Genomic DNA, 7,198 nt, shown 5'->3' with positions numbered 1-7,198 from the left:
CGAAATTAAGAAACAGAAAGAGAACGAAGACGCCTGTGGGGAAGAACCTTCGACACAGCCTTCATCTTGTGAAGCAAGAGAGAGGAGGAAGGAACAGAACTGCAGGAATACTCTCCTGGCAAGAAACAGAGAGGGGCTCTGAAGGTTTAGACTTTCAGAGTGATGCTTGCAGCACTTTCTTGCGATTAGAAGGAAAAATTTCAATTTCAATGTTTCAGCTCTGATTTTAGCGGAATGGAATGCGCATGCTGTGGGAATGATCAGCGTTGAATTCTTGAGCTCAGTTCATGAAAGCGCTTGACAAAAAGAAAATTCAGGTGTAATTTTAAATTATCGTTAGACTGTAACTCGTAAGGGAGGCATAACTAACCAGAACATTTGTTTTGGTTATGGTTTGCCTCCCTTTTTTGTTGCACAAAGGAGGTGTTAACATGTTAAGTCTGTTCGCAAAGAAAACGATGATCTTAGGTGCTCCGGCAGAAGGGGATCTGCTCGATATCACACAGGTCAGCGATCCATTTTTCGCCAGTAAAAACTTAGGCGATGGGATCGCGGTGAATCCGCATACAGAGCTTGTCTGTGCTCCCTGTGATGGGAAACTGATCATGCTTTTTGAAACCCGGCATGCCTTCGGGATTCGCAGCAAAGATGTGGAACTGTTGATTCACATCGGCATGGATACGGTAGAAATGCAGGGACAGGGATTTACAGCCTTAAAGAAGGTCAACGATCCAGTCCGTCGGGGTGAGCCGATCATTCGGTTTGACCGCCAGCTTTTAAGCGCCTATGACCTGACGGTGATGATGCTGATCACCAAAGCATCAAACTGGCATTGGGAAAAACATTTGGATCTGCAGTCCGTAAAAGCTTCAGAAACCGTCATGACCGGAGAACGCTTATGAAGCTGTTAAAAAAGATCAATAACAACTTTGCGCTGGCGGAGGATTCCAAGGGTGAAAAAGTCATTGTTGAAGGCCGCGGCGTCGGATTTCAGAAAATGCCGTGCGAGCTGACAGATCTCTCGATCATTTCCCGTACATATTACGGTTTCAACTCGGAAACAATCCGCCTGATTCAGACGGTTAATCCCAAGATCCTGCAGATCGCGGATCAGATCTACAACGAAGCGGTCGACCAGATCCCGGCTGAGCTGAATGCCAATCTGCCCTTTACGCTGGCCGATCATCTGGAGTTCTGCATCGAACGGATGAACAAGAAAATTCAGCTGAAAATGCCGCTGATCTATGAATTGGAAAGCAGCTATCCGTTAGAAATGAAGCTGGCGGAAAGAACGCTGCAGCGAGTGGAGGAACAGCTGGATATCCGACTGCCGGAAAGTGAGAAAGCAGGCATTGCACTGAATCTTATTAACGCCGAGCTGTCTGTCAAAACTTCCAATACGCAGCAGGAAGAAGAACTGATCGACGGCTGTACGCGGATCATTGAAGCGTATCTGCATCATCCGATCTATCGAAAATCGTTTAACTACACCCGTTTTGCGACACATCTGCAGTATTTGCTTCGGCGGATGAATCAACAACCTCCGCAGAATGTTTCCTATTCCCTATACCAGACGATTAAAGAACGGTATGCCCCAATCTGCGAAGTCGTCAGTGCCATGGCGGTCTATCTGGAAGCCAGCGGTTATCCGATTGGTGAGGAAGAGAAGTTTTATCTGATCCTGCATGTTCAGCGTTTATGTGATCGTGAGCGCTGTGCGCAACCGACAGTGTAAAACCAAGGGATGTTATTTCTGCGGCCTTAACGTTCAACGTTGAGGAACAAACAAAAAATGGGGATCCCAGTCTAACGCGCGGGACTGGATCCCCATAGAAGAGAAAAACAAAAGAGAAGGAGATTTAGAGTATGACAAAAGACTACATGACTTTGGCTGCCGATATTTTAAAACATGTCGGAGGCAAAGACAACATTTCATTCGCAACGCACTGTGTTACACGACTGCGCTTAACCGTGAAAGATAAAAATCGGGTAGAAGCGGAAGAAATCAACAAGCTCGCTTCGGTGTTTGGTTCCAAGTGGAGCAACAATCAGTTTCAGGTGATTATCGGAAACGAAGTCAACGATGTTTATGAAGCACTCTGTCAGGTCGGTGATTTTCAAAGACAGGAAGGGATTGATGAAAATCTTGACCATTCGCTCTCACCCGAAAAGAAAGGCATCCAAGATCTGTTGGGAACGTTCATGGAAACACTATCCTCGATCTTTGCGCCGTTCATTCCGGCGATCGTAGCCTGCGGTCTGCTTCAGGGACTGTTGTATTCGATTCAGACATTAGGATGGATCGATCCCAATTCCGCGACCTATACGTTTTTCTTTACCTGTTCCCAAGCTGCCTTTTACTTCCTGCCAATCCTGGCTGCCTTTTCCGCGGGCAAACGGTTCCGCTGCAATCCTTATTTAGCGGCAACCACGGCCGCGATCATCATGCATCCGACCTTCTCCGCCATGGCCGGCACGTCGATCAAGCTGTTTGGTTTTCTTCCGATTACCTATGCCGGTTATGCATCGACAGTCATTCCGGCAATTCTGATCGTCTATTTCCAGTCCTTTGTTGAAAAGGCCTGCAAGCGAGTTGTGCCGAAGATGATTGACATCATTGTTACACCGTTGGTTTCCGTTATGCTTTCGGCAGTTGTCGGCTGGATGATTCTGGCGCCGATTGGCAACTGGATCGGTACCTTTGTCGCACAGGGCATTCTGTGGCTGTATACTTCGCTGGGACCGGTCGGTGGTGCGTTGTGCGGCGCTTTATATCCATTTATGTTGATGACCGGCATGCAGGTAGCGATGTCGCCGATTACCGTGCAGAACCTGGCGACACTCGGCTACGATTTCATCTATCCCTGCACCGCGGCTTCCAATGCGGCAATGGCCGTCTGCGCGCTGTTTATTTTCTATAAATCCAAAAAGGAAGAAACCAAGTCGCTGGGTTTATCCACCGGGGTTACCGCTTTGATCGGCGTCACAGAATCGGTCATGTTCGGTCTGATCATGAAGTATAAAAAAGCTCTGTGGGCAACTGTGATCGGCGGGGCTGCCGGCGGTGCGATCATGGGGGCGTTCACGGTTCAGTATCTGTCGTTTGGTTTTGTTCCGTTTGGGACGATTGTCTTAGCGATGACTGAAACCTTCCCCTGGTATCTGTTAGGCGTGGGTGTCGCCATGGTTGTCACCTGGATTGCGATGAGCTTGCTCAAATTTGAGGAGTAGAAGATGAAAAATTTCAGAAGTGATTTTCTCTGGGGCGGGGCGACCGCAGCCAACCAGGTCGAAGGCGCCTATCTTGAAGACGGCAAGGGTCTCAGTGTGGCCGATATCGTGACTGTCGGCTCCCATACTGGTCCGCGCCGGATCTCGTTAGAAATGAAGGAAGAATATACTTATCCATCCCATACTGCCGTTGATTTCTATCATCATTATAAGGAAGATATCGCGCTGTTTGCCGAAATGGGATTTAAGGCTTACCGGATGTCGATTTCCTGGGCGCGAATCTTCCCTCATGGGGATGATGCCATGCCCAATCCTAAGGGAATTCAATTTTATCACGATGTTTTTGCGGAATTAAAAAAATATGCGATTGAACCGATTGTGACGATTTCCCACAGCGATATCCCTCTGGCTGTCGGCACGCGTTATCACGGATGGGTCAATAAACAAGTAATCGATCTCTATGTCCGCTATGCTGTTACGTTGTTTGAATATTATAAAGAGGAAGTCCGGTATTGGATTCCGTTCAATGAAATTAATGATATGTTTTTGCCAATGAGCGCTTTAGGTCAGGGGGCGCTGATCGATCCGGAGGCCCAATTCTTCACCCAACAGAAGGATGATCCCAATGAGCGCTTCAACGCTTTAAACAATATGATGATCGCATCGGCAAAAGCGGTGATCCGCGGCCGTCAGATCAATTCCAACTTCCATTTTGGAACCATGATCTGCCATATTACCCGTTATCCGCGAACCTGTCATCCCGACGATGTCCTGTTGGTGTTGAAAAACGATCTGTTCTATAACAACACCTGCGCGGATGTCATGTTAAAGGGAGAGTATCCGTTCTATGCTTTGAACGAACTGGAAAAACGCGGGGTTGCGCTGCAGCTGAATGACACCGAAAAAGCATTATTGAAAGAAGGGGTCTGTGATTACTACACCTTTTCCTATTATCAAAGTATTTCAGAAAGTACCCAGCCATTCAGTGAGGAAACCAGCGGCAACATCATGGGCGGCATCAAGAATCCGTATTTAACGGAAACCGAGTGGAACTGGCCAATTGATCCGGTGGGTCTGCGGACAACCTTACTCAAGGTGTATGATCGCTATCGGGTTCCGATCATGATCACGGAAAACGGAATCGGCTGCGTGGATCAGCTGGAAGCGGATGGGACAGTGCATGATGACTACCGCATTGCCTATCTGCGTGATCATCTGAATGAAATGCGCAAGGCGGTAGAGGATGGCGTGGATCTGATCGGCTATATGGCCTGGGGCTGCTTGGATCTGATCAGTGTGTCTACTGGAGAAATGAAAAAACGCTATGGTTTTATCTATGTCGATCGGGACGATGAAGGCAACGGCAGCTACCGACGGATAAAAAAAGATTCCTTCGCCTGGTACCGCAAGGTGATCGCGTCCAATGGAACCGATTTAACATAGACCTGAATTCCATACCTTCGTTGTAAAGAAAATCAAAAAATGAAGTTGAATTAGGATTGACGGTAAAAAATGTCGATCCTTTTTCCTGTCTGCCGATATGCAGCCGGATGTTTGACAGAAAAAACTACCGTTCCATTAAAAAAGCGAACTGCATCGTTCGCCTGTTGAAACAGAAGCTTCTTCGTCAAATGGAGTGGATCAAAGATCGGTTTATGCCTGTTGGCGGTAAATCATCCGGATGATCGGCGCATTGTTTTTCAGAGATTTTAGCATCGCCAGGAAAGTTTCAATCGGATCTTTGAGCTGTTCGCTGGTTAATTGATCGGCCACTTCAATCGAAGTTTCAATTCCCGCTTCGCTTTCTTCCTGAATCATCGCTTCGAGAATTTCCTGAACCTGATCGTTGATTTCCTGAAGCAGATCGAAGGCCAAGATAAACATCCCCGGGCAGGGTTTTTGATTTTTGAAAAACGCATGTAGCAGGCTGTTTTCCGTTCCCGCCCAGGCTTCATCAATGCGCCGCTGCAAATCTTCTATGACATCATCAACTGTAACCTGATTGTCCTGAGCCAGTTGTTCCAGTAAGGCTTGAGTTCTTTCCATCATCCTGATCTCTCTTTCTAGGGTATTGACTTATTTTCTCCGATCTAATAAATTCCGATAATAGACCGCTTTGGAATCATTATTCCGGCGGCTGAAAAAATCATATATCAATTCAGTAATGAACTTGGCGGATAAATAAACCTCGCATTGAATTGCGTTCTTTTCTAAAAGATAGCGTGTTTCTCGAATTTTCATCTGTTTTTTTACTTAAAACAGGATAGATGAAAGCGGCAAGCAGATATTGAAATATTAGCTCGGATTCCATGATCACCGTTTCCAACTCTGACAAAACTGAGAAGAGCCGCCCTGCCTGTTTCTTATCAATAGAAATAAGTTTTGCCAAAATGTGAATCAGGAGTTTCCTGCCGTTTAAAAAGACAATCTTTCCTTTTTCATTCCTCCTGCTGACCCTGCTGAAGGGCTTCAACAATTTGATCCCAGTCAAATCCCAAAGCTGTTAAGAGGATGAAGTAGTCGGAAACCAGACAATCTTGCCCCTGTTCCAAAGCAATTAATTCATTAACCGAGATTTCAGTGACCGTAGAAAGCATTTCTAACGATATGTTTTTTTTGTACGAACCTGGTGAATGAATGAACCTACGTTAAGCATTCCTTTATTTACCATAATTAGAACATAACCCCCAATTTCAATTCTATCACGCGTCTGGGTATAATAAAAGCGGAATTGGATGTTATTGACTATTTTGTGTTGATACAAAGGATACATTAAATGAAATTGAATGAAGCGGTTTTTAAACGGATTGACGAGCTATGCAAAAAAAGAAACTGGTCCATATACAAGCTGTCCAAGATCAGTGGCGTCAACAAGAATGTGTTCTACAATTATAAACGAGAGCCGGACAAGTACCTGACGCTGCACACCTGCTGTAAGATCCTTGCTGCGTTTGATATGTCGTTCGCCGAATTCTTTGATAGTGATCTGTTTGATGATTTAGACAAAGGAGTATAGAGATGAAATGTAGCGAAGCCCTGCGCAAGCGGATTGATGAACTGTGTAAGAAGTATAATTTGACCTATAGCTCATTAAGCAATAAAGCCTGCGGCAACAGCACAATTTCTTCCTTTATGTCTAAACCGCAGGAAACGTTATACCTTCCGACGATCTATTGTATCTGTCTGACATTGGATATTTCAATCAAGGAATTCTTTGATTCACCCTGTTTTGATCAAATCGATGAAATCCTAGAGACACGGCGAAAAATTTTAATGGATGAGAATCAGGAAAAATCAAGAAAAAAGAAGAAAGGAAAGGGGAAAAAAGAAGATCCCGATTCAAAAGAATAAGCAAAAGAATCCAACTTGAATCAATGAAATGAGAAGCGAACTGGCCCCTCGAAGTAAAGGTCAGTTTTTTTTGGACTGCATATTTAGAAAAAGAGATCTTTTTCCAATTGATATGGGAAAGTGAACAGATCACACGGGCCCGGAAATGAAGGCAAAAGCTTAAGAACTTAAAATTGTTTAAAAAAGGAACAAGGAGGAAACAGAAAAGGGGACCGGCATCCGGCCGAAAAGATTTCGCAGGAAGGACTTGGCCGCTTTATGCTAAAATAAAGACAAGAAGCAGGAGGGTGCTATGAAAAAATGTCGAATTACTGTGATGAAGATCACGCAGCATCGGGATTTAATGGAGCGTTTTGAAAATCCGATGGAAAACGCCTGCGGAATGAAAGAAGGGCAGGTGTTCATCACGAATGGCTGGGAGAAACCGGAAGGATTTTGTGACAGTGCCTGGGGCAGCCTTTCCGCCTTTGTCATGGCGCTGGCCTGCGGTGGGGAAGATCTTTACAAAGGATGGATGAAAAATCCCAAATCCGCTATGATTTCCTGTAATGACGGATTCCGGCCGGTCAGCTTCTATATTGAAGCCCTGTCGGAAGAGGCGGAATGAACATGGATG

General features: G+C 45.5%; 9 protein-coding genes. 7 read left to right on the top strand and 2 right to left on the bottom strand.

What is annotated here, in order from left to right; translation table 11 throughout:
• Nucleotides 1-431: 431 nt before the first annotated feature.
• The 4 genes from BN162_RS16215 (at nt 432) to BN162_RS16200 (ending at nt 4,674) form a co-directional block, all read left to right on the top strand.
• Entirely contained in the window at nt 432-902 is a 471-nt protein-coding gene (locus BN162_RS16215) for a PTS sugar transporter subunit IIA (RefSeq protein ID WP_020226183.1), read from the top strand.
• Complete coding sequence (locus BN162_RS16210) at nt 899-1,735, top strand: PRD domain-containing protein (RefSeq protein WP_020226182.1); 837 nt, start codon at nt 899-901, stop codon at nt 1,733-1,735. The genes BN162_RS16215 and BN162_RS16210 overlap by 4 nt, the downstream gene beginning before the upstream one ends.
• A 131-nt stretch (nt 1,736-1,866) precedes the next feature.
• Nucleotides 1,867-3,231, top strand: coding sequence for a PTS transporter subunit EIIC (locus BN162_RS16205; RefSeq protein ID WP_020226181.1), 1,365 nt, complete (start codon nt 1,867-1,869; stop codon nt 3,229-3,231).
• A 3-nt stretch (nt 3,232-3,234) separates the two neighbouring features.
• The gene (locus tag BN162_RS16200; RefSeq protein WP_020226180.1) at nt 3,235-4,674 is read left to right on the top strand and encodes a glycoside hydrolase family 1 protein; all 1,440 of its coding nucleotides are present in this window, start codon (nt 3,235-3,237) and stop codon (nt 4,672-4,674) included.
• A 210-nt stretch (nt 4,675-4,884) separates the two neighbouring features.
• Here the strand turns inward: BN162_RS16200 and BN162_RS16195 are convergent, their stop codons facing one another.
• Together BN162_RS16195 and BN162_RS18690 are read right to left on the bottom strand one after the other, a co-directional pair.
• Nucleotides 4,885-5,280: a hypothetical protein gene (locus tag BN162_RS16195; protein ID WP_020226179.1), complete on the bottom strand. Its 396-nt coding sequence runs from the start codon at nt 5,278-5,280 to the stop codon at nt 4,885-4,887.
• A 109-nt stretch (nt 5,281-5,389) separates the two neighbouring features.
• Nucleotides 5,390-5,722, bottom strand: a complete 333-nt coding sequence (locus BN162_RS18690; protein WP_147612210.1) for a hypothetical protein — start codon at nt 5,720-5,722, stop codon at nt 5,390-5,392.
• 285 nt (nt 5,723-6,007) lie between these two features.
• Between BN162_RS18690 and BN162_RS16190 the strand changes: the two genes are divergently transcribed.
• From BN162_RS16190 to BN162_RS16180, 3 genes are all read left to right on the top strand, one after another.
• Nucleotides 6,008-6,247, top strand: a complete 240-nt coding sequence (locus BN162_RS16190; RefSeq protein ID WP_020226176.1) for a helix-turn-helix domain-containing protein — start codon at nt 6,008-6,010, stop codon at nt 6,245-6,247.
• Between the two features lie 2 nt (nt 6,248-6,249).
• Nucleotides 6,250-6,582 (top strand): hypothetical protein, encoded by a 333-nt coding sequence (locus BN162_RS16185; RefSeq protein WP_020226175.1) that lies wholly within the window; start codon nt 6,250-6,252, stop codon nt 6,580-6,582.
• A 292-nt stretch (nt 6,583-6,874) separates the two neighbouring features.
• The gene (locus BN162_RS16180; protein WP_020226174.1) at nt 6,875-7,189 is read left to right on the top strand and encodes a TIGR04076 family protein; all 315 of its coding nucleotides are present in this window, start codon (nt 6,875-6,877) and stop codon (nt 7,187-7,189) included.
• Nucleotides 7,190-7,198: the final 9 nt, after the last annotated feature.

Origin of the sequence: Holdemania massiliensis AP2, assembly GCF_000327285.1 — a bacterium.
GTDB classification, from domain to species: domain Bacteria; phylum Bacillota_I; class Bacilli_A; order Erysipelotrichales; family Erysipelotrichaceae; genus Holdemania; species Holdemania massiliensis.
Note: the sequence above shows the minus strand (reverse complement) of the source record. Positions and strands in the feature narration are given on the sequence as shown.